The organism is Blautia sp. BIOML-A1, assembly GCF_009883055.1.
Classification (GTDB): domain Bacteria; phylum Bacillota; class Clostridia; order Lachnospirales; family Lachnospiraceae; genus Blautia_A.
This window is the reverse complement of sequence record NZ_WWVR01000003.1, coordinates 114,270-135,367: the sequence shown is the minus strand read 5'-3', so window position 1 is coordinate 135,367 and position 21,098 is coordinate 114,270. Positions and strand designations below refer to the sequence as shown.

The 21,098-nt window shown below is 38.6% G+C and carries 23 protein-coding genes; 20 read left to right on the top strand and 3 right to left on the bottom strand.

The genetic code is table 11. The features are described 5' to 3' along the window. Window positions 1–2: 2 nt before the first annotated feature. Complete coding sequence (locus GT674_RS17890; protein ID WP_243149042.1) at window positions 3–119, top strand: transposase; 117 nt, start codon at window positions 3–5, stop codon at window positions 117–119. A gap of 362 nt (window positions 120–481) precedes the next feature. Here the strand turns inward: GT674_RS17890 and GT674_RS03150 are convergent, their stop codons facing one another. Next, window positions 482–1,129: a hypothetical protein gene (locus GT674_RS03150; protein WP_243149040.1), complete on the bottom strand. Its 648-nt coding sequence runs from the start codon at window positions 1,127–1,129 to the stop codon at window positions 482–484. A gap of 143 nt (window positions 1,130–1,272) precedes the next feature. Next, a complete protein-coding gene (locus GT674_RS03145) occupies window positions 1,273–1,812 on the bottom strand; it encodes an RNA polymerase sigma factor (RefSeq protein WP_059085733.1) in 540 nt (179 codons plus the stop codon). Between the two features lie 456 nt (window positions 1,813–2,268). Between GT674_RS03145 and GT674_RS18230 the strand changes: the two genes are divergently transcribed. The 13 genes from GT674_RS18230 to GT674_RS03080 all read left to right on the top strand — a co-directional run bounded on the left by GT674_RS18230 (window position 2,269) and on the right by GT674_RS03080 (window position 14,139). Then, complete coding sequence (locus GT674_RS18230; protein WP_330585450.1) at window positions 2,269–2,526, top strand: hypothetical protein; 258 nt, start codon at window positions 2,269–2,271, stop codon at window positions 2,524–2,526. Between the two features lie 384 nt (window positions 2,527–2,910). Continuing rightward, a complete protein-coding gene (locus GT674_RS03135; RefSeq protein WP_005424137.1) occupies window positions 2,911–3,450 on the top strand; it encodes an RNA polymerase sigma factor in 540 nt (179 codons plus the stop codon). Next, on the top strand, window positions 3,444–4,550 hold the full coding sequence (locus GT674_RS03130) for a DUF4179 domain-containing protein (RefSeq protein ID WP_055065703.1): 1,107 nt from the start codon (window positions 3,444–3,446) through the stop codon (window positions 4,548–4,550). Before GT674_RS03135 ends, GT674_RS03130 begins: the two co-directional genes overlap by 7 nt. 521 nt (window positions 4,551–5,071) lie before the next feature. Next, on the top strand, window positions 5,072–6,931 hold the full coding sequence (gene asnB, locus GT674_RS03125; protein WP_055065704.1) for an asparagine synthase (glutamine-hydrolyzing): 1,860 nt from the start codon (window positions 5,072–5,074) through the stop codon (window positions 6,929–6,931). A gap of 131 nt (window positions 6,932–7,062) precedes the next feature. Next, the gene (locus GT674_RS03120) at window positions 7,063–7,479 is read left to right on the top strand and encodes a hypothetical protein (RefSeq protein ID WP_022387879.1); all 417 of its coding nucleotides are present in this window, start codon (window positions 7,063–7,065) and stop codon (window positions 7,477–7,479) included. Beyond that, window positions 7,472–7,711: a hypothetical protein gene (locus tag GT674_RS03115; protein ID WP_005423104.1), complete on the top strand. Its 240-nt coding sequence runs from the start codon at window positions 7,472–7,474 to the stop codon at window positions 7,709–7,711. The genes GT674_RS03120 and GT674_RS03115 overlap by 8 nt, the downstream gene beginning before the upstream one ends. 21 nt (window positions 7,712–7,732) lie before the next feature. Continuing rightward, window positions 7,733–8,284 (top strand): hypothetical protein, encoded by a 552-nt coding sequence (locus GT674_RS03110; protein ID WP_022387878.1) that lies wholly within the window; start codon window positions 7,733–7,735, stop codon window positions 8,282–8,284. A 575-nt stretch (window positions 8,285–8,859) separates the two neighbouring features. Next, window positions 8,860–9,417, top strand: a complete 558-nt coding sequence (locus tag GT674_RS03105; protein ID WP_059085740.1) for an RNA polymerase sigma factor — start codon at window positions 8,860–8,862, stop codon at window positions 9,415–9,417. Further along, the gene (locus GT674_RS03100) at window positions 9,414–10,805 is read left to right on the top strand and encodes a DUF4179 domain-containing protein (RefSeq protein WP_118071921.1); all 1,392 of its coding nucleotides are present in this window, start codon (window positions 9,414–9,416) and stop codon (window positions 10,803–10,805) included. Before GT674_RS03105 ends, GT674_RS03100 begins: the two co-directional genes overlap by 4 nt. 155 nt (window positions 10,806–10,960) lie before the next feature. Beyond that, window positions 10,961–11,398: a helix-turn-helix transcriptional regulator gene (locus tag GT674_RS03095; RefSeq protein ID WP_070100277.1), complete on the top strand. Its 438-nt coding sequence runs from the start codon at window positions 10,961–10,963 to the stop codon at window positions 11,396–11,398. A gap of 10 nt (window positions 11,399–11,408) precedes the next feature. Continuing rightward, the gene (gene lepB, locus GT674_RS03090; protein ID WP_161284372.1) at window positions 11,409–11,966 is read left to right on the top strand and encodes a signal peptidase I; all 558 of its coding nucleotides are present in this window, start codon (window positions 11,409–11,411) and stop codon (window positions 11,964–11,966) included. Window positions 11,967–12,453: 487 nt separating this feature from the next. Next, window positions 12,454–12,783 carry a PadR family transcriptional regulator gene (locus tag GT674_RS03085; protein WP_055066334.1) on the top strand — a complete coding sequence of 110 codons (330 nt, stop codon included), beginning with the start codon at window positions 12,454–12,456 and terminating at the stop codon, window positions 12,781–12,783. Window positions 12,784–12,786: 3 nt separating this feature from the next. Next, window positions 12,787–14,139 (top strand): FtsW/RodA/SpoVE family cell cycle protein, encoded by a 1,353-nt coding sequence (locus GT674_RS03080; RefSeq protein WP_161284371.1) that lies wholly within the window; start codon window positions 12,787–12,789, stop codon window positions 14,137–14,139. Between the two features lie 62 nt (window positions 14,140–14,201). Here the strand turns inward: GT674_RS03080 and GT674_RS03075 are convergent, their stop codons facing one another. Beyond that, a complete protein-coding gene (locus GT674_RS03075; protein ID WP_161284370.1) occupies window positions 14,202–15,074 on the bottom strand; it encodes a helix-turn-helix transcriptional regulator in 873 nt (290 codons plus the stop codon). Window positions 15,075–15,193: 119 nt separating this feature from the next. Between GT674_RS03075 and GT674_RS18225 the strand changes: the two genes are divergently transcribed. The 6 genes from GT674_RS18225 to GT674_RS03045 all read left to right on the top strand — a co-directional run bounded on the left by GT674_RS18225 (window position 15,194) and on the right by GT674_RS03045 (window position 21,023). Beyond that, on the top strand, window positions 15,194–15,736 hold the full coding sequence (locus GT674_RS18225) for a group II intron maturase-specific domain-containing protein (RefSeq protein WP_412379787.1): 543 nt from the start codon (window positions 15,194–15,196) through the stop codon (window positions 15,734–15,736). A gap of 110 nt (window positions 15,737–15,846) precedes the next feature. After that, entirely contained in the window at window positions 15,847–16,185 is a 339-nt protein-coding gene (locus GT674_RS03065; protein WP_330585448.1) for a glycoside hydrolase family 95-like protein, read from the top strand. Window positions 16,186–16,583: 398 nt separating this feature from the next. Next, window positions 16,584–17,216: a PBECR4 domain-containing protein gene (locus tag GT674_RS03060; RefSeq protein WP_005423087.1), complete on the top strand. Its 633-nt coding sequence runs from the start codon at window positions 16,584–16,586 to the stop codon at window positions 17,214–17,216. Window positions 17,217–17,504: 288 nt separating this feature from the next. After that, on the top strand, window positions 17,505–18,023 hold the full coding sequence (locus tag GT674_RS03055) for an RNA polymerase sigma factor (protein ID WP_161284367.1): 519 nt from the start codon (window positions 17,505–17,507) through the stop codon (window positions 18,021–18,023). Beyond that, window positions 18,023–19,462, top strand: coding sequence for a DUF4179 domain-containing protein (locus GT674_RS03050; protein WP_161284365.1), 1,440 nt, complete (start codon window positions 18,023–18,025; stop codon window positions 19,460–19,462). The genes GT674_RS03055 and GT674_RS03050 overlap by 1 nt, the downstream gene beginning before the upstream one ends. A 22-nt stretch (window positions 19,463–19,484) precedes the next feature. Further along, window positions 19,485–21,023 carry a L,D-transpeptidase family protein gene (locus tag GT674_RS03045; protein WP_118753126.1) on the top strand — a complete coding sequence of 513 codons (1,539 nt, stop codon included), beginning with the start codon at window positions 19,485–19,487 and terminating at the stop codon, window positions 21,021–21,023. The last annotated feature ends 75 nt before the right edge of the window (window positions 21,024–21,098 follow it).

Here is a 21,098-nt window from a genome sequence, read left to right as displayed (position 1 = left end):
AATTGTCTTTATCTGAAAGAATTTATTACTGTGAATGTGGAAACAGAATGGATCGTGATGTAAATGCAGCAGTGAACCTCATGAATGAGGGAAAAAAAATCTTTGCAGAATGTGCATGATAGCACAATAAAAAGTCCGTAGCCGGACTTATAAAAATCGCGGGGTACGCGAGGATAGCTTGTAGATACTTGGCTCAATAGAGCCATTGAGCAAGAAGCCCCCACTTCAAAATCTATGATTTAAGTGGTAGGAGCATGTCACAAACACGATATTAAAGAGGTGCTGCGGCTTAGAAATTCCAGCATATTTGCAGTCATAGACTTTTTCCTGACAGATATTTTACATTTACCGTAACTATAAAAGTTCTGGACAGCTACACTATCTGTAAATTATAACATATTATGCATCAGCTGCGATACAGGTATTTCCACAACAGTTACAAAAAGATGGTGAACCGAACTGAATCCACCATCTTTTTTCTTTATCTTCTGTTATTAATAACCTCTCTCGCCATATCTGCAAGTTCTCCGGCAGATAATTTTCCATCTATTTGCAGCAAATCATACTGGATGCCATCCTTATTCCAGTTAACGCTTTGAACTTGACTGACTTCAATCTGAGAAGCACTGTCATCATAACTGAATACAACTTTTCCACTGGACTGGTCTTTTTTATCTTGTTCTGTCAATTCGTAATCATCTGATACCACTTTATTTATATAATGTACATAATACAAATTTGTTTCATTTACAGTGGCAATAATATCACCTGACGGAGTAAGTTTTGAGTTAAATTTCTGCTGTTCAAACGATACAACATCTCCATTCTTCTGATAATCAAAGGACACAGATTTAAAATTCTCAATTACATTTGCATTGCCATCCTTAAAACTGTTTTTTATAATATTGCCCTCTTTGAAGCAGTACCCGTTCTCAAAGGTATCAATCAATACCGGTCTATACCCAACATCCTTTGTAATCTGTTCTGACGTTGGAAGAGATGTATAATCAGCACGTGATGCAGATGAACCTGTCCACATTGAAATCTCTCCTGTTGCTGCCACAGCAGTAACTCCAATTGTAAGTGTTGCAGCTATCAACAAAGGTAATATTTTCTTTTTTGATCTCATAGTCGTTTGCTTCCTTTCTGTATCTGCGAAGTCAAGTTTTGCATAAACTCTCTGTCTGACATTCTCTGTATCAATATCAAGAGCATTACAGGAAGTATCTGCCTGTTTTTGTATTCCCAATTCTTTAAGCAAATTTTTTCTTCTCATAATTTTTCCTCCGCATCCGATAACATTTTTCTGAGTTTTCTTTTTCCTCTTGAAAGTCTGGTCTTAACTGTAGAAATATTAAGTCCCATTGCTTTTGAAATATCCTTGATTTTTTCATCAAATTTATACCGCCTTACAAAAATCTCGCTGTCAGGTTCGCCAAGGCTCATAACTGTTTCCCATACATAATTATTGTGAAAATTCTCTTCCATGAAATTTTTGCCATCTGACAGTTCAATATCTTCAAGAGATGTATGATCCATCTTTCTGTTTATCCGTTTCAGAGCAAAATTCCGGGCAACAGCAGCAAGATATGACCGTAATGTACCTTTCTGCAAATCTATCCTCCCGGTATTCTTCCAAAGTACAACAAACACATCTGCCACAATTTCTTCAATATCCTCTTTCGGCAGTGAATTGCCGGCCATATGATACAAAACAGTACTCAAATACGGCGTATAAATTCGGATTGCTTCATCTATGGAATTTTTTTCTCTGTTCCTGAGACGCTGCAAAAGTTCTGCTTCATCTGTCATATCAATCCTACTTTCTTTTTAATATTTTCAAAAATTAAAAGCTTTTAACCTTTACATTCTTATATATCCTGTCAAAGAGCAAAAAGTTTCAATTTTAGAAAATTATGATATTGATACACCACTTTACAACTTTTTTATAAAAAAATATCGTACAGGATTTCCTGATGCATAATGAATTTGGTATAAAACATTACAAAGGAAAGTGACCCTGTACGGCAAAAACATTATACAGCGAAAAAACACTGATAGGTAGACTTCAGCAATATTTTTTGATCTATTTTGAAACTTTTTCTGTTCCGACAGCAGATACCTTATTTCTGCTGATATTATCTATACTGGGCCGCACACAACGGTTCCAACTATCTGAATGGACACTGCTTTGTGAGAGTCATGTTCTGCGTACCTGTCTAGAATGGGGATAAAGTATCTCATCTTTCCGTTCCTCTTGGCTATCGTATGTGGCAGAAAAAAGAGTCTAAACTGGAACTGGCAGCCTCCATGATCCGGCAGGTTATGCCTGAATTTCACAGCAAAGATCATGTCATCATCCCTTGTGACAGCTGGGATACAAAACACAACCTGCTATCCATCGTTGATGAATATCCGAATCCGGATCTGATTGGCAATGCAAGGAGTGCTTCTGTCATGTATGATCTTGCTTATGTCCATCTTTTTGTTTGTAAAATTTCTGAAAATATTCTGGTGAAATGGTAGTATAATACGGAGAATGTAAAAAACGTAAGAGAGTAAAAATGAGACTACCGGATAAAATAGCACCGTTTCTGGAATTATTGCACATATACAGAGAAACTGGGTCAGAAAACAGCGAAAGCATATAGGATCGATCTAAGCAGTATTTTGGTTTAGTTGCTTGTGGAGAGCAAGACAAAGAGAAGCTTGAGGAATATATTACGGAATTACATAAAAAATATAAACACAAACAGAACAGAGATTAAAAAATCGGATATTTCGTTGGCAATAGAAGAGCCAACGGAAAAAAATACTTTTATGAGAACCGATTTCCTTTCCGATGCATCTAATAAGTGTAAAAGTAAACATGAGTAGTAATCCGGCTGGACAAAAGGAGAAGACAAAGTTATGACAAAAGATGTATTTATTAAGGAGGTTCGGGATGCAGAAGCCATGCTGTATCATATATCAAAGTCCATTCTGAAGAATGACTCTGATTGTGGGGATGCTGTGCAGGAAACAATTCTTAAGGCATATGAAAAACTTTCCACTTTAAAGAAAGAAAAATATTTCCGAACATGGATCACAAGGATATTGATCAACGAATGCAAAGGGATTCTTCGGAAAAGAAAAAATGTTATTCCATATGAAGAATATATGGACAATATGAAAATGACTGAGGAGGACAGATACAGTCAGTTGTACATGGCGATTATGGAACTTCCGGAGGATCTGAGGGTTTTGGTCACATTGTATTATTTAGAAGGATTTTCATTGAAAGAGATCAGTGAGGCTCTGGATATTCCGGAAGGAACGATCAAAAGCAGACTTTCACGTGCAAGAGAGTTTTTGAAAGAGCAGTTATCCGAAGAAGAGAAAAGACCGGCAACTGGGAAAAACAGCAAGCAATTAAAAAGAATAACAGGAAAGGGGAAAATGTCATGTTAGAGAACAAATGGAATAATATCGCACCGGAAGTACCACAGGATTTTCATAATAAATTTGAAGATACACTAAAACAGATTGAACAGGCGGATTCAGCTGATAAAAAATACAAAAGAAAAAAAATCAGTGGCCGATTATTGATTGCAGCAGCAGTAATCTGTACTGGTATGGCTGTTACTGTGGCTGCAAAAGAGTTCTTTAAATGGAATAATTACCTGGTGAAAAGACTGGAGCCATCGGAAGAACAGCAGAAGACACTGCAGGAATCAACCTATATTCAGAATATAGACCAGTCTGTAACACAAAATGGTGTGACGGTTACCCTGACAGATTCTATTCAGGATCAGGGATTCCTGTATGCTTTTTTTGAAGTGAAAACAGATGACAGTATTTCTATGACTGATCATACTTCTTTTGAGGAGATGACACATTTTAAGATCGATGGAAAGGAAGTATATGCAGTGGACGATAACAGATTTGGAAGTTTCAATACTGGGGTAGGACAGGATGTGTTACTGAAAACAGATCAAAATTCTGCACATCTTAAATATTTTAACGCCTGTATATCTTATGACGGTGATTATGATCTGAGTAATAAAACAGTAGAAATCACATTAAAGAATCTTACGGAGGAAGGAGATTATGATACGACTGTTATTACAGATGGAACATGGGATTTTAAATGGACCCTGGGTGCAGTAAAGCCTCCGACAACTCTGGAAGTGAACCGGAAATGTGATTTTGGAGGTTATGAAATCACAGTGAAAAAAATGGAAGTAACGCCCCTTTTATGGTCATTATATCTTGATTATGATGAAGCTATGAAGGTGTATGAAGATGAGAAAAACAAGTTTGAGTACACAGGTACGGATTATGGCATGGATCTTTATGCCAGAACTAGTATTGACCAGGTGCGTTATAAAGATGGAACGGTTTTAACACTTGATAGGACCATGGGAGGCATCGCTGGCGGTGGAGAAAAACAGGATAAGGAAAATGGTGTCATGATCATCAGAAACAGCTTCCCGCAACTGGTTGATGTAGATAACCTGCAGGCAGTACATTTTGGGAACATTGACCAGTGGCTTGAAGTGCGGGAATAAAAGTTTTTTCGGTGATACAGAAAAATCCTCCCATAATTAGATAATGAGAAAATACAAAAAGAACCGATACAAGGTCTTTGCAAGACTGATATCGGTTCTTTTTGGCCAAGTCTGCCAAGCCCATTACCTTTAGGTGATGGGTAGTTGACTAAATATAGGTAACCATACAGTCGGAAAAATGGCTCTGTAACAAAAGACCGTTTTTCCGGCTTTTCATTTTATCAGTAGTGAGGCATTCACACCGTTTGAAAATCTGTAAGATCTGAGTCATTGGGGTATGTCATGACGGGTAATCAAATATATGACATAGATTCTACAATTGCAGAAAATAAGATTGACTTTCTAATTCTACAGATGTAGAATTAGAGATGATTTCTACAAAAGTAGAAAAAGAAGGGAAAACACAAGCTGAGGTGCAGACTCACAGACCACTATGATTACGATGTGACCATGTGGGATTCACTTGTGGTAAAAAAGTTGTTGCAGCATATAAACTACATCAAATAGATACGGAGGATAAAATGTGCGGAATCTGTGGATTTACAGGTTACAGACAGGATCAGAAGACAGTAATTGAAAGGATGATGAAAGCCATTGAGCATAGGGGCCCGGATAGTGAGGGCTCTTTTTGCAGGGAGAAGATCACGCTGGGCTTTCGAAGACTTAGTATTATTGATTTAGAAGATGGGCAGCAGCCTATGGAAAGTGCGGACGGAAACCTTCATATTGTTTTTAATGGAGAAATCTATGATTATAAGGAACTGCGGGCAGAACTTGAGGCTTTCGGCATTTCTTTCTGTACTCATTCTGACACGGAGGTTCTGATAAATACTATTCAGCAGTATGGGGAGAAGGCACTGGATAAGCTCAGGGGAATGTTTGGGTTTGCTGTATGGAATGAACAGGAGCAGAGTTTGATGCTTGCAAGGGATTTCTTTGGAATTAAGCCTGTGTACTATGCCGAAATAGATGGACACTTTGTATTTGCTTCTGAAATTAAGAGTATCCTTGCATTTCCAGGCTATGAAAGGAAAGTAAATCAGAAGGCACTGGAGCAGTATTTGTCATTTCAATATTCCCCTCTGGAAGAAACTTTTTTCAGGGGGATTTATAAGCTTATGCCAGGTCATATGCTTTTATATAAAAACGGAAACTATGAGATAAAGACTTATTTCAAAACAAAGCTTGCACCAGGCCAATGGGACCGTAAGACGAATATGGAGCAGCTGCAGAATCAGCTTGCAGAGAATTTAAAGGATTCAGTGGAGCACCATATGTTAAGTGATGTGGAAGTCGGCGCGTTTTTATCCGGGGGAGTGGATTCCGGTTATCTGGCTTCTTCCTCTGGCGCAGATCAGGCATTTACAGTGGGATTCGATGAGGGAGACCGATATAGTGAAGTAAACAAAGCTGCCAAAGTGGCAGAAAAAGCAGGTTTGAAACACCATGTGAAAATCATATCCAAGCAGGAATTCTGGGATGCCCTTCCAGATGTTATGTATCATATGGATGAGCCCCTTGGGGATGCTTCCGCCGTTGCACTCTATTTTCTCTCAAAAGAGGCTGCAGGTCATGTCAAGGTTGTTCTTTCCGGAGAAGGAGCAGACGAGCTTTTCGGTGGATATAATATTTACAGAGAACCGGAATCATTGAAAAAAATTGCCTGGATTCCATTTGGTGTCAGACGTGTAATTGGAAAACTGGCTGCAAAGCTGCCGGATGTGAAGGGACGGGATTTCCTTATCCGTGCAGGAATGAAAGTGGAAGAACGTTTCATCGGAAATGCATATATTTACCGTGAAAAAGAGAAAACGCAGATTTTGAAAAATAAAGTAACAGGACCTTCCACACAGGAATATTTAAGACCATTTTTTGAAGAACTTGAGTCAGAAAACAGAGGATCACTTCAAGACATGGAAAAAATGCAGTCTGTAGATCTGAGCTACTGGCTTCCTGGCGATATTTTGCAGAAAGCAGATAAAATGAGCATGGCACATTCATTGGAAGTCAGAGTACCATTTCTGGATAAAGAAGTTTTTGACTTTGCAGCAAAGCTTCCAAAAGAAGCCAAGATTGCAGCGGGTACAACCAAATATATTTTCCGTAAAGCTGTTTCTCAATTCATACCACAGGAAACCGATGAACGTAAGAAACTTGGTTTTCCAATTCCAATCCGTGTGTGGCTGCGGCAGGATGACTGGTATCAGATGGTAAAGGAGTTATTTACCTCGAAAGAAGCAGAAGAGTTTTTTCATACAGATAAGCTTCTTTTACTTCTGAAAGAGCACAAAGAGAAAAAGGCAGATAACAGCCGTAAAATCTGGACAGTTTTGACATTCCTTATCTGGTATGATAGATTTTTTGCTACATGTTCGAAGTGAGAGAGTTGGTTATGAGACGGTAAAAATATAAATATACGAAAAATTCGTTGACAATGGTATTTGGGGCTTTTATAGATAAAACTCTATTTGTTTGTATAGAAACTTTCGGATTATTGGAGGAAGAGTTTAGCATGACAGATATAAAACCATTTTATATTACGATATTATTGCAGGCAATTAACAATATGTATGATGCTGGGTGTTCGATTGCAAAGAAAAAACAGGTATTTCAAGTGAATTTATTGCAGGGAATTACGTTTTGGCTTGCATTGATTGATTTGATTTCAGCAGTTTGCTTCCTTGGAAATCCACAATTGCAATCTGTGGCATCTAGGAAAGGAGTTATATTACTATCCTGTATATTTGTTGGATTTATTCTTTTGTTACTTTACAGAGAAATATTTGTTCATCTTAGCATAATTTACAGAAGAGAAAAATATAGTGCAGGTAGTAGTGTAAGAAATGTGATTGAACCAAAAGACCTTGGGATGCAGTCCGATTGTGACGATGCATGCAACTGGGATGATAAGGAGAATAATTATGATTGAAGCTGTAGCAGTACTTCTTTTTTTTATAGTTGCAGGAACTCTATGGGGGATAGTAGAAACTTTTAAATATAGGAAAAATTTTTCAAGAAACTGTGAAAACGGACAAATCTCCACTATTAAAGCGTACCGAATAAAGCGACGTGGATCCTGGCGGATTTTTGGTGACCGTATTCTAGATGAAAAATCGTTTCTGGTAATGAGGGAAAAGGAGTCAAAGTTAAAAATTCATTAATTCAATAGCGGGGTATTTTAAATGGCTGAACAAAATGTTTTTAATCTAATGCAAAACGATGAGATTGGACTGTTGTGGAAAAAGATATATCAATTACATCAAAAAACCAAAATTTATCTACTTACAGCCGAAGAAATATCAGAAAATGGGGATGCATTGATTCAGCCATTAAAAGAGCACCGGGATGCATATGATCATATTGTAAGGATTTTTGCTAGCACAACCAAAAAAGTGCCGGAAGGATACGATTACTATTCTTATATCAAAGGAAATCTTGAGAAAGCATATGGACATGAATATCGTGCTTTTTTTGATACGGCAGACTGGCTTGCATACAATCTGCGGCATAATTTAAGAGAGCGCATAAATGCGATTCCATATAATAAAAGAAATCAATTAATCCCAAATTGCAAAGAAACAATCAAATTATTGAACCAATACCCATTTGAAATTTCTAATCTACGAAATGACAAGGATATAGTAAAAGAGTCTGACTCGGATGAGACAATAAAAGAATATGAAAATTTGCTTAGGCAATTAATAAAGTTATATAAAGAAATTGATTCAATTTGATGTTGCTACTAAAAACAATTAATAGACTGATTGATCGTCGAAAGGTATCTGTTTGTCCATATCAGTGATATGTTACTCCATAAGGAGAGTTCAGGAATATGTAGAATATTACACTTGCTAAAAAATCTGAGTGCAGAAGCGGCAGACCTTTTTTACAAGTGTAATACGGTTTTACTTTCAAGAGTGACTCAACGACTTGAATAATTGTGCGTCGCATTCTCGTTATTTCAGTGATGAGTTAGACGTGCAAATCTTTTCTAAAAAATACAAATAGAGGGAGTTTTATTGGACTAAATATTTTATAACAGCAGTTGCAGCCGGTATCTCATGATTTATAAAATGAGAATATCGGCTGCTTTTCATTATTTTTACCTCTAAAAGGTAATCTTCTGAAAACCAAAACTGTAGTTTGGATCTCAACTGAAAAAAATTAAATTTTTTTGTTACCATCCACTATTTTTTACGATATATAATATGAATGGAAATTTTTTTATTCAAAAAGGCGCCTTATCTGTTGCTGGTCAGATTATGGACAGTGACTTTTATCTTAAAGAAACCCGGAGGACAACCTGTAAATGAATGATGATGAAATTATAAACCTGTTTTTGAAAAGAGATGAGAATGGAATTATAGAATTGAGTACTAAGTATCATCCCTATTGCTACAAGATTGCCTGGAATTTATTGGCGAATAGAGAAGATGCCGAGGAATGTCTGAATGATACCTGGTTTTCAGTATGGTCACAGATTCCACCTACGCATCCTCCTGTATTGGCACACTTTTGTGGTCGGATTACAAGAAATCTTAGTATTGACTGCTTAAGGAAAAAGTTTGCAGGCAAGCGCCCGGATGTTCATATGGCAGATGTTATGGAGGAAATGGAGCAGCTAAATGTAACTTATACCGTGGAAGAACAGCTGGCGGAAAAAGAACTGATGGAAACCATAAATCGTTTTTTGGAAGAAATGTCTCCAAAGGACAGAAATATTTTTGTACGAAGATACTGGTTTTTAGATCCTGTTTCTGCAATATCCAAAAGGCATCATATGTCAGCGGGAAGCGTGAAAATGAATTTATACAGAAACCGGAAAAAGCTGTTGAAACTGTTGGAAAAAGAAGGAGGACGCATATGAAAAAGTTTGATTTTTCAAAAGAATTTGGTAATATTGATCCGAAATATATAGAGGAAGCAGAGCGGGAATGGAGTGAAAAAAAGGAAAACCGGAGACCAAAAGGGTGGAGCAAAGCAGCAGCTGCCTGTGTGATCGTCACCTTGGGTTCTGTTATCTTTTCTAATCCACATATCCAGGCTGCAATAAAAAATATTACATTGTCCATAGGAGAAACCCTTGGTTTCCCAAAAGGCATTGAATCTTATACGGAAGTGTTGAATACCTCTAAGGAAGACAAAGGAATTACTGTAACATTAAAAGAAGTTGTTCTGGATAATGGGGTTCTGTTAACAAAGGTGCATGCAGAAAAAACATCTTCCGGGCAAAAGGACACGGATGATGTCCAGGATGACTGGACCTTTGCCAATACACAGCTTGACATTGATTATCAGAAAACTACAATAAATGGACAGAAAATTGAAGAATACGAAAGCGGACACCTTCTGCCATATTCGGACGAAGATTTGCTAAATACTGGACTGGATGAAAATGTCTATGATGCTGTTCTGGAATCCCGGTTTTCCCTTGATGGTGATTTGGGAGAAAATCCAGAAGTACATTTGGTACTCGGTGCCTATCAAAATGAAAATCTTGGCGAAGATTATTTCGCAGAGTTTGAGTTTGATTTTTCTATTCCCCATGAGGAGCTTATGAAACAGACAGTTCATAAAAAGCTGGAAGATGTTTCTGTTAAAACAGAAGAAGGAACCGTAAAATTAACAGACTTTTCCATGAATAAACTGCAAAGTATAATTAAGGCAGAAATTCCGGAAGAACTTGAGGAAAAGCTGTATAATGGTAATGAGATGATGCTTATGGGGACAGACAGTAAAGGAAATCAGGTACAGTATGAACTGCGCAGTAATTCGGCAGCAGATGGTAAAACTCAATGGAGTTTTAAAACCAGTTTCTGGGGCATGTATCAGCTGGATTCTGACGGTCCGGTTCTTTTGCTCCCGGATATTGACAGCGATTATCTGGAATTACAGCTTTATACCAGAGAACCTTACATGGCTGCTGCAGACACTGTCTGGGGTGATGACGATTTTGTAGAAATTGGTGAGACTACAGAAGAGGTAGAAGAAGTTCCAGAGGATACTTTGGAGGGAGAAAATCCGTCAGATGCAGAGGATCAGGTTGAAACTCAAATTATCGGAGGGGCAGATGCTCCCACAGAAGTAAGGCTTCAAGACGATACAGACCAGAAAGAAAATACCGACGCAGCAGATAAAACGGATGAAGATTACGGAACCGAAGAAAGCGCATATTATGATGGAGCTACAGGTGAAATCACTGCAGAATCCGGCTGGACACCTGTCGGGGATAAAATAAGGATTCAGATTAAGTAGAGAAACGTGAATCTGTTTTCAAAAATCCCATGTCAAAGAAGCTTTGCATACCTGTTTTTTCGCTGTAAAAGGTAAATTGCTTTTCATTTGGCAGAAATTTTTATATAATCCAAGTGAGAAAGCAAAACCGATTGGAAGAACAGGAGCAGAGCAATATGAATATTGGAACGCAGATACTAAAAATACGAAAAGAAAAGGGACTGACCCAGGAGGAATTTGGAAAAATATTTCATGTTACCAGACAGACTGTGTCTAATTGGGAAAATGAAAAGAGCTATCCGGATCTGCAGATTCTCATAGACATCAGCAACCGTTTTGATATTTCTCTCGATGTCTTAATAAAGGAAGATGTCAAAATGGTAAAAACCATGGATAAAGAAAGAGTGCTTGGATCATTGAAACGGGAAAAGTCTGTTATTGACTTTTTTACAGGTGCAGGAACTGGAATTGTAATTTCCTGCCTGTTTTCAGCTGATACAATGGTCAGAACGGTTACCATTGTATTAGGCGTGGTCATGATCGGAATTGGCTGGTACCGGGAAGCAAAATATGACAAAAGATTGTTCAGATATATGAATAATGAAGAACGGTGAGGTGGAGAGCATGAAAATCTGGCGTGAACTGTTAGGCTATGTGAAATTGATTGTAATAGTAGTGGCAATTACTCTGGTTATCAATAATGTTGTTTTGATTAACGCAAAAATCCCTTCACCCTCCATGGAAAAAACACTTATGGTGAAAGACCGCCTTTTCGGCTTTCGGCTTGCGTATGGAATTAATCTTAATCTGTTCGGTTATGAAATTTTTGAAAAGTTCAAGGACCCGGAGCGATTTGATATTGTAATATTCAAATACCCAGATGATGAAAGCCGTCTTTTTATCAAAAGAGTGATCGGACTGCCGGGAGAGGTAGTGGAAATTAAGGATGGGAAAGTTTACATTGATGGTTCACCCACTCCATTGGATGACTCTTTCATTCCGGAGAAAATGATCGGAAGTTATGGTCCATATACAGTTCCGGAAAACAGTTATTTCATGCTTGGTGACAACCGGAATGATTCGAAGGATTCACGTTCATGGAAAAACAAATTCGTGCGATTTGACCAGCTTGTGGGGAAAGCTATTGTAAGATACTATCCATCTTTCAAGTGGTTAGGATAATAAGAAACGCGAATATCAGTGGCTTATTAAGCACTGGAATATTCGCGTTTTTTATTTGATATCACTAAGATTATATATTTTCAAATATATGTAATCAGTTGGCCACATGATCAAGTTCTTTACAATACGCATTGGGAGGATTGCAAGGAAGCCTTTTCCGTAGAGCATGTCCAGCCGTAAGGTATTTAACAGAATATATAGCAAGAATTCTCCTTCCTCTACAGGTGGGAGATGAATTGCAAAATAAAAAAACATTTGTTCTACAATGCAAATCGTGGTATAATGAATGATTTTCTATAGTTTTTCTATACTTCAAAATACGTGAAAGTATAGTATCTATGCGGATAATCAAAAATTAGATATAAAATATAAAATTTTTGATAAATCTTATTGATATATTGACAAATAACGTAAAATAATCTATTATATAGACAACCGATATATAGAACGTCGATATATAGCTTATTCTAAGAAGGGGGTGGACCAGATGGCTATTGAAAGAGCATTGGTTTCAGGAAGTATGGCAATGCTTGTAATGAAACTTTTGTCTGAAAAGGATATGTATGGATATGAGATGATCGACACACTGAGGCAAAAATCTCAGAATGTATTTGAGCTGAAGGCAGGAACTCTTTATCCATTGCTGCACAGCCTGGAAGAGAAAGGACTCCTGACAGTATATGAACAGGATGTAGCTGGAAAGACCAGAAAGTATTATAGCCTTACCAGACAGGGAAGAGGATTCCTTGAAAAGAAAATAGAGGAATGGAAAGAGTATTCTGCAGCAGTGACCAATGTGCTTATATTGGAGGTGTGAGTTATGGACGAATATCTGAAATTATTGCTGGAACAAATTCGCTGCACAAAAGCCAGACCATACATAAAACAGGAACTGCAGGATCATATGGAGGATCAGATTGCGGAAAACATGAAGGCAGGCATGGATCATGAACAGGCAGAGAAGGAAGCTGTCAGAGACATGGGGGATCCTGTGGAAACAGGAATCTCCCTTGACAGTATCCACAGACCTCAGGCTGCATGGAAACTTTTGGGAATAATTATATTTATCAGCATTGCAGGTGTTCTGATACATGCAGGGATTTCCGGAAAAGCCAGTGAGAATGCGGTAGCCGGTTCTGACAGATATGTGTTTCATGTTATGATCGGGCTGGCTGTCATGATGATTTTGTATCTGCTGGACTATACCGTACTGGCAAAATTTTCAAAAATAATTGCAGCTGTTTTATTGGCCGTCTGTTTGCTGGTTATATTGGAAGGAGGCCAGGTAAACGGAGCGAGGATTTTTATATCACTGCCGGGAGGCAGAAGAGGCATGGATGTACAAAAACTGATGCTGTTTTATGTCCCTATATATGGGGCGATTTTATATAAATATCATGGGTGGGGATATAAGGGACTGATAAGAGCAATCTTATGGCTGATTGCTCCAGTAATATTAGTTTACAGCCTGCCGGCACTCAGGACAGCTTGTGTGATGCTGGTAACTATGCTGACTATGTTGACGATCGCAATCAAAAAGGACTGGTTTACAGTCAGAAAGAAAAGAACTATCTGTGGAATATGGGCTGTGTTTTTGACCGCGCCCATAGCAGCTTTTCTGAGTATGTACCTGAGAAACAGGCTGGCGGAATATCAAATTGCGCGCATACAGGCGATATTTTCCAGCGGCAGCGAAACAGACTATCTCACAAAAATGTTGCATTCACTTTGGAGACAAAATAAGCTGATCGGGAAAAGCAAATCAGATGTAACGGGAATCCTGCCAGCATTTAATGCGGATTACATTCTGACCTATCTGTCATCTGTATATGGAATAATTGCAGCTATACTTTTGTGCTGTGTTCTTGCGGTTCTGATTTTTGCAGTCTTCAACACTGCATTACGACAGAAAAATCAGCTGGGCATGATGATGGGATGCGGGTGCGGAATTGTATTTCTCATCAGTTTTTTGATAAATGTCCTTGAGAATCTTGGCGTATTTCCGCAATCAATAACATTTCTTCCGTTTTTTTCAGCCGGAGGAAGCTGTATCATAATTTCTTATGGACTCATGGGGATCGTGCTGAGTACTTACAGGTATAAGAATATTTATCCGCGACATCCTGAAACAGGCTTTATGTCCATTAATTCTAAGGTAAAAAAAGTATCATAATATTATGTTAAATAAAACCAATCAAAAACGCTGAGAATTGCTCCCAGCGTTTTTGATTGGTTTTATTTTGGACAGCTTTCTGCATTCGGCACCAGCTGTTTGCGGAACTGTGAAGGGGAAATGCCACACTGTTTTCGGAAAAAGCGGCTGAAATATAATGGATTCTCGTACCCGACCAGGTTGGCTATTTCTGTGATATTATAATTGGTCGTTTCCAGAAGCATTTTTGCATTGGTAAGCCTCAGAGACTGCACGTATTGAGCAGGTGTAGTATTGGCATACTGACGGAAGTTCTGGATGAACCAGCTGATACTCATATTGTGGGAAACAGCATAGTCCTCAATACTTATAGGTTTATTATAATGCATCCGAAAGTACTGTGCAGCCTGTTCCATATCGTTCATGTTCTGAAGGTTCTTTTTACGTGGCTTTTGCAGTGCTATTCTATGGAGGTTGATCAGGAGAATCGTGAAATAATTTATCAGCATCTCCTCGTAATCAATTCGCTGCAGATTCAGTTCCTCGATCATAGACATAAATAGATTTTTGTACTCAATGGAGATACCGGTATAAATAATGCGGGTATCGTCGGCAATCCCATATCTTCTCAGAAAGTTCTTTACATTATTTCCAGTAAAGTGAACCCAGTAAACTTCGGTCTGATCCGCTCCATAATAATAGCGTTGTTCCTCACGTGGACGGTAGAGTATCATATTGCCGGCTTCTACAACAGTAGGTTTTCCATCAAAATAAAAATGTGCCCGTCCGGATGCGATGTAAAGAAGCTGATAATCAAGCCGGCCTTTCGGGCGGTGGGTAGGAAGCTTTTCTACGGTGTATAGATGATAAGTACCGCAGCTTCCAATAAACAGGGGATGTTTTTTATCCATAAAATCAACCCTGGATTTGTGATAGTATGCTGATAATGTATACAAGTAATGTCTTCCTTGTCATATTGCACAAAATACAACAATATGAATTATGCAATTTTACGATTCTACAAAATATTGTTAAAAAATAGTTGGCTATTATGTAAAAGTATAACATTTTGTGCATGTTTTGGCGAATGTTGTTTATGTATTTTTTTATAATAAAAAAGTATAATGATAGTACGACAAAAGCAAAATATCTGGGATTTGCTTTTTATTATCAATTTCAGGAAAAGAAATATAGGATGAAAGTTCCGAAAAAGTCATTGGATAAAGTAAAGAAGAAAGTCAGGAAACTTACGAGCCGCAAGTGGAGCGTGAGTAATTCATATAAAGCGAAAAAGATAGCAGAGGTAGTAAGAGGATGGATTAATTACTTTAAAATTGGCTCAATTCTTACAGTAAGCCGAAAACTTGATACAGTAATCAGGTATAGATTCAGGATGTGCATATGGAAACACTGGAAAAATCCAAAAACCAGATATAAAAATTTGGTAAAACTGGGTATTAGTAAAAAGAATGCAAGGTGTGCGGCGGAATTTCATGGATATGCCCGAGTGTGCCGTACAAAAACTGTTTGTTATGCGATGTCAAATGCACGTTTGAAGAAATTTGGTTTACTCTCAGCCGAGGAATATCTTTGTAAAGCGAGATGTCAAGTTAACTGAACCGCCGGATGCGGAACCGCATGTCCGGTGGTGTGAGAGGTCGGCGGCAAAAGCCGTCTCCTACTCGATCAAACCAGCTCCGTTATACCAGGGAGGAAAATATCTCCTGTGTGGGAGGCGGCATTTATCCCAACATGTTGTGTGCACACCCTCCGTTCCAGATCGATGGGAATTTTGGCTTTGCAGCTGCAGTTGCAGAGATGCTTATCCAGAGCAGGAAAGGGCATTTCCTGTTGCTTCCGGCACTTCCGGATGAGTGGAAAGACGGAAAAGTCCGGGGAATGAAGGCACAGGGTGACATCACAGTTGATTTTGAATGGAGAGAGGGCAGGATACACAGGGTTCGCCTCTGTTCTTCCCGTGAGCAGAAAGTAACGCTGGAATGCAATGGAATTTCGAAAACAGTATTTTTAAAACCTAATGGGACAGAGAATATGATTTTTGATTGATCTGTCCTGAGGGCCTGGAAATCATAGACAGTGGTAAGTAATGGGGTACAATAAAATACAGCCAATCGATTTTGCCAGAAACTATTGATATTTCTTAGGGTATCGCATATAATATAGTTAAACCAAAAGGTTTCGTGTAGCGGCACGTAAAAGCTGTACTGTGCCCGGGCAGGGTAATTACTGGGACTATTTGATACTCGGAAGGGTATTACGCCCACACCAGGGAGATACGGTGAGTCCGCGCCGGGGACTTAATGATACCGGCGACATTTTAGACGTTCGGAAGGATGTCGCGGCTGACAGCCAGCATAAAACCGCTTTTTAAGATTATGGGCACTGGATAACAAAAAGTTGTCCGGTGCTGTTTTTATATTATAGTGATGATTGGGAAAAGATAGATGGGAAAACAACAGGATAGAGAGAAAATCGTACAGGAGATTAAAATAGCTGCCGATCTGTATAGGAAGCATTTAGTAGGTAAAAGATTTCTATATGTATTTGAAGGCAGATATATTGAGGTGCTTTATAAAGCTGCCAATTTCAGGCACTTAACAGGTGTGGCCACAAACCTTTCCGCAAAAAAGTTTTATAGTTATGCAGCAAAAAAACTGCTTCAGGCTTCGCAGATATTTTTTACACCGCAGCACCCTTTTTCATTGTGTAAGCGTAAAATTAAGCATATCGGACAGATTGCAATGCTGGCTGGCTCAGAAGGCTTTATGTTGGAAGAGATTGTTACAGATACGAGAACTTATAAGTTTGGCACAACAGATCTTAATTTTACTCTATGCTTAAATAAAGAGTATGATGATCAGGGACAGCAAAAAGGCGATTGCTTTGTAGTAGAATCACTGCGAGATGAAGATTGTTTTTCTAAAAGTACAACAGCATATACAGTAACTCATATTTTCTCAGCACCGAATGATGCGAAAAAATATACAACTTTACTGTTTTTGGATGAAAATGCAATGATAGACAGTCTTCCGGATGAAATTAAAAACATGCTGGATCAAACTTTATTACATAAATAAAAATGGAGAGTCTTAGTTGGCGATTCAATTAATCTATCCTGAGGGTATGAGAATTATTGACAGCCGTATCATGTAAAACGCACATGGTACGGCTGTTTTTATACCCTAATAGGACCTGATGATCATAAAATTTGAACGATTTCGGGGGTGTTTTTATCTGAGATAATTTTTTTAAAAATATTTGCAACCTTTTTAGGGATTCGCACGTCTAATAAGTAGAAGCACATAAATGAAGCTTCTATAGTATACTACGGATGACTAGTCTGAGATAGGAGAGCCGGAACTACAATGAATGAGGTTTTGATACGAAAAGCGAAGAAAGGCGACAAAGATGCTTTCTGCCGACTTATGGATGAGAATGTACAGAGTATGTATAAGATTGCGGCAGCATATCTGAAAAATGATGAAGATGTTGCGGATGCAATACAGGATACGATTCTTTCCTGTTATGAAAATCTGAAAAGTCTGAAACAGAACAGATATTTTAAAACTTGGATGATTCGAATCTTGATCAACAAGTGTAAGGACATGATACAGAAGAAAAAGCTGGTTACTTATACGGATCAGATGCCGGAAACACCTTTTCACGAAGAAGAATATGCGGCGATGGAATGGGCACAAGTATTAGAAACATTGGATAGCAAATATCGTTTGGTTGTTCTTTTGTACTATATGGAAGGATTTAATGTCCGGGAGATCAGTGACGCTCTGGATATGAAGGAAAGCACTGTGAAATCTCGTCTTCATCGTGGTAGAAAACAGATTGCAGAGATGTATGGATATAAGGTTAAGGAGGGACGTGTTTAATGATGACTTTAAATAATAATGAGAAAGACTTCCAGGAAAAACTTCAAAAGGATACAGAAATGCCGGCAATCGTGCATGAACGTATCAATCAGGCATATCGATTGATTGAAAATAATGCTGTGTTACAGAAAAAAGCACCAAAGGATCCATATCACTGGATGAAAATTGGAGGCAGGGTAGCAGGAGGTATGGCAGCGGTACTGGCAGTCGGATTTATATTCTGTGCAACCAATCCAGTAATGGCAAAGAATATTCCGGTTGTAGGAGGGCTTTTTGAAATCTTGCAGGATAATGTAAGTTTCTTTGGTGATTTTTCGGATTATGCAACAACCTTGGAATCCGTTGATGGAACAACGGCAGATGGCAGTGAAGCAGATGGGGACAAGACAGGTAATGCCACTAGTGAGAATGCTTACATTAAAACAGCAGATGGGCTGACAATTACATGTTCTGAGGTATATGCCAACAGCCAGGCAGTCTATATAACTATGCAGTTTAAGAGTGATAAGCCATTTCCAGAAACGTCAACCAGGGCGGAAAGTGGAACACCGGTCATTGATCTGGATATGACTGGCGGTGTGGACTTTGATTCAGAAGCTAGTCCGGTGATCGACGGGCAGGTGGAAGGACAGTTTCTGGATGACAACACCTATGCATGCATTTTCCGTTATGATCTTGCTCAGGCGGCAAAAGACTATACGGAATATAATGAGAAATACAATGAAATGACACAGCAGGTAATGGATGAGATGGGAATAACTCAGGCGGACTTAGATGATCAGACGGATGAAGGTTATGCACTGCTGGAAGAGTTTATCAATAAAGTATCTGAGCGTGGTGGAGCATATCAGAAATATATTAAAGATATTGAGATTCCGGATACTTTTAATCTGCATCTGGATATCACGAAGGTAAGAGGGCTGGAAGCAGACTATGAGTGGTCAGAAGCGGATGATGAAAACTATGGAAGGGATGCCGGCTACTACAAATATGAAGGTGACTGGAGTTTCGATATCCCGGTTACAGTAGATGATTCCCGGACAGAAGTATTGGAACTCAATGATACAAACGATGCTGGTATCGGACTCAAATCCGTAATTCGTTCTCCGTATGAACTGACGGTAAATGAACTTTATAAGGAAGGATCCAACAGTGACTGCTTCATGGTAGCTCTTGATGCCAACGGAAACACACTTCCATATAATGAGTCTACTGGAAACTGTAATAACTTCGCAATTCAGGACAGGGATATTTCGACAGTAGATATTTATTTCCTGGATTATATCCAGTATATGGATGAACTGAAGGGGCAGCAGAATTTTGATAATCCTACGAAAGAAGACGGACAGAAATGGAAAAAACTTCTGGAGGAGAATGCGAAATATCATAAGACATTACATTTTGATAATGACAGTGAGACAGTGCAAAAAACTAAGTGATTCAAAGAAAGATAAGTAGGATATGAGACAAAAAGAAGTGATAGGGCAGTCAATGAGAACCACAAAATCGGCAAGACCAGGTTCAGTTGTTTATGTGCCGATGGATAAATCGGAATTCAGATCTATTATATTTTCAGAAAAGAAGAAAAATAAAATTAAGAAAATTGTAATATTGATTATATTGATGATTTTTGTTATAGGCTGTTGTATTTATGCAGGTATATCTTATTATTACTCATATCACTTCTTTTATGGGACGACCATCAATGGGATTGACAGTTCAAATAAGACAGCATATGAGGTTGAGCAGGAGATTGCTGGGAAAAAGGATAACTATACTATTCAGGTAAGGGCAAGAATGCAGGACCCGCAGGCCATTACAGGAAAAGACATTGATTATAAATACGTATCCAGCGGTGTGGTTCTCCAGCTGCTGAAAACTCAGAAATCATGGGAATGGATCGGCAGTCTTTTTGAAATAAAAAACTATATGGTTCAAGAAGAGACTTTTTTCAGCCGGGAGAAACTGGAAGAACAGGTAAATTCATTAAATTGTGCGAAAAAAGAGAATCAGATAGCACCGGAAAATGCGTATGTAAGTTTTGTTAACTCAGAATTCACTATTGTGCCAGAAACGGAAGGCAACGAATTAAATACCAAAGAAGCTTATCAGATGATATGCAGGGCAATCGATAACGATGCGGCAGAGGTAAATCTGGAAAGTGATCCAAAGGCTTATAAGAAAGCAGATGTGACGAAAGAAAGTTCAGAACTTCAGAATATGGTAAATACATATAAGAACCTGACAAAAGCAAATATCACATATACATTTGGAGACGAAACGGTAACACTCGATGGGAATACCATCAAAAACTGGCTGCAGTTTGACGAGAAAGGGCAGCTGCTCCAGAATGATGAAGCCTTCCGGCAGCATGTAGTGGATTATGTGGCACAGCTTGCAGCAGATCATGATACAGTTGGCACTGAAAGACAATTTCAGACCATAAGCGGAAGGACAGTGTATGTATATGGCTCAGCCTATGGATGGAAGATTGATCAGGACAAGGAAGTAGCACAGCTCATGCAGGAAATTCAGTCAGGAACCCAGACAACCAGGGAACCGGTATATTCTATGAGGGCAAATGCACACGGGATCAATGATCTCGGAAATACATATATAGAGGTAGATCTTACAGAGCAGTATATGTGGTATTATCAGAATGGAAATATTATTTTCCAATCAGAAATCGTATCCGGACTGCCAAGCGATCCGGATAGAAAAACACCCCCTGGAATATTCACATTGAATTCAAAGAGCAGTCCGTCCGTGCTGCGAGGTGAAATGACAGCAAATGGAACCTATTCTTATGAACAGCCGGTAACGTACTGGATGCCATTCAATGGAGGAATTGGCTTTCATGATGCAGACTGGCAGCCGTACTTTGGTGGTGACAGATATCTTACAGGTGGTTCTCATGGATGCATCAATCTTCCACCAGAAAATGCCGGACAGCTTTATAGTCTTATTCAGTATGATGTCCCGATAATCTGTTTTTACTAATTCTATATTCAAGATGTACAGGACAGGAGCTAAGTTGTAATGCAGCTGGCTCCTGTTTTTCATTGTCAACAGTAT

Excerpts from the sequence above, each read along its gene's own strand:
- GT674_RS03085 (WP_055066334.1), top strand. The coding sequence starts at position 12,454 with ATGGCTATTGAAAGAGCATTGGTTTCAGGAAGTATGGCAATGCTTGTA.
- GT674_RS03060 (WP_005423087.1), top strand. The coding sequence starts at position 16,584 with ATGGGAAAACAACAGGATAGAGAGAAAATCGTACAGGAGATTAAAATA.
- GT674_RS03135 (WP_005424137.1), top strand. The coding sequence starts at position 2,911 with ATGACAAAAGATGTATTTATTAAGGAGGTTCGGGATGCAGAAGCCATG.
- GT674_RS03130 (WP_055065703.1), top strand. The coding sequence starts at position 3,444 with ATGTTAGAGAACAAATGGAATAATATCGCACCGGAAGTACCACAGGAT.
- GT674_RS03055 (WP_161284367.1), top strand. The coding sequence starts at position 17,505 with ATGAATGAGGTTTTGATACGAAAAGCGAAGAAAGGCGACAAAGATGCT.
- GT674_RS03050 (WP_161284365.1), top strand. The coding sequence starts at position 18,023 with ATGATGACTTTAAATAATAATGAGAAAGACTTCCAGGAAAAACTTCAA.
- GT674_RS18230 (WP_330585450.1), top strand. The coding sequence starts at position 2,269 with ATGTGGCAGAAAAAAGAGTCTAAACTGGAACTGGCAGCCTCCATGATC.
- lepB (WP_161284372.1), top strand. The coding sequence starts at position 11,409 with ATGAAAATCTGGCGTGAACTGTTAGGCTATGTGAAATTGATTGTAATA.
- GT674_RS18225 (WP_412379787.1), top strand. The coding sequence starts at position 15,194 with ATGTTTTGGCGAATGTTGTTTATGTATTTTTTTATAATAAAAAAGTAT.
- asnB (WP_055065704.1), top strand. The coding sequence starts at position 5,072 with ATGTGCGGAATCTGTGGATTTACAGGTTACAGACAGGATCAGAAGACA.
- GT674_RS03100 (WP_118071921.1), top strand. The coding sequence starts at position 9,414 with ATGAAAAAGTTTGATTTTTCAAAAGAATTTGGTAATATTGATCCGAAA.
- GT674_RS03110 (WP_022387878.1), top strand. The coding sequence starts at position 7,733 with ATGGCTGAACAAAATGTTTTTAATCTAATGCAAAACGATGAGATTGGA.
- GT674_RS03105 (WP_059085740.1), top strand. The coding sequence starts at position 8,860 with ATGAATGATGATGAAATTATAAACCTGTTTTTGAAAAGAGATGAGAAT.
- GT674_RS03045 (WP_118753126.1), top strand. The coding sequence starts at position 19,485 with ATGAGACAAAAAGAAGTGATAGGGCAGTCAATGAGAACCACAAAATCG.
- GT674_RS03095 (WP_070100277.1), top strand. The coding sequence starts at position 10,961 with ATGAATATTGGAACGCAGATACTAAAAATACGAAAAGAAAAGGGACTG.
- GT674_RS03080 (WP_161284371.1), top strand. The coding sequence starts at position 12,787 with ATGGACGAATATCTGAAATTATTGCTGGAACAAATTCGCTGCACAAAA.
- GT674_RS03120 (WP_022387879.1), top strand. The coding sequence starts at position 7,063 with ATGACAGATATAAAACCATTTTATATTACGATATTATTGCAGGCAATT.
- GT674_RS03115 (WP_005423104.1), top strand. The coding sequence starts at position 7,472 with ATGATTGAAGCTGTAGCAGTACTTCTTTTTTTTATAGTTGCAGGAACT.
- GT674_RS03145 (WP_059085733.1), bottom strand. The coding sequence starts at position 1,812 with ATGACAGATGAAGCAGAACTTTTGCAGCGTCTCAGGAACAGAGAAAAA.
- GT674_RS03150 (WP_243149040.1), bottom strand. The coding sequence starts at position 1,129 with ATGAGATCAAAAAAGAAAATATTACCTTTGTTGATAGCTGCAACACTT.